Genomic DNA, 223 nt, shown 5'->3' with positions numbered 1-223 from the left:
GTCGAAAAGTTAGTTTTAAGTAGCTCTCTGTAATCAGCCATCTTTTTACTTCTATGAATCGAGGCATTATCAACAATAAGAACCAATGGAAGGTTATATGTCTGTTTTACTCGTTGAGCTATTCCAGTTAAATAGGCATAAAACCAAGTACTTGTCACTGACTCTTGTAAACAGCTTGTCACCAGTTTCCCCGTTGAAAGCAAACACCCCATGACATTAACTC

The 223-nt window shown here is 37.7% G+C and carries 1 pseudogene; it reads right to left on the bottom strand.

Going from position 1 to position 223, the window contains the following annotated elements:
- Positions 1-212, bottom strand: a pseudogene (locus tag WFH18_RS18235) (transposase); the annotation flags it as partial.
- Positions 213-223: the final 11 nt, after the last annotated feature.

This window comes from Acinetobacter sp. USHLN143, from assembly GCF_037145695.1.
Taxonomy (GTDB): domain Bacteria; phylum Pseudomonadota; class Gammaproteobacteria; order Pseudomonadales; family Moraxellaceae; genus Acinetobacter; species Acinetobacter fasciculus.
This window is presented reverse-complemented; position numbering and strand designations above follow the sequence as displayed.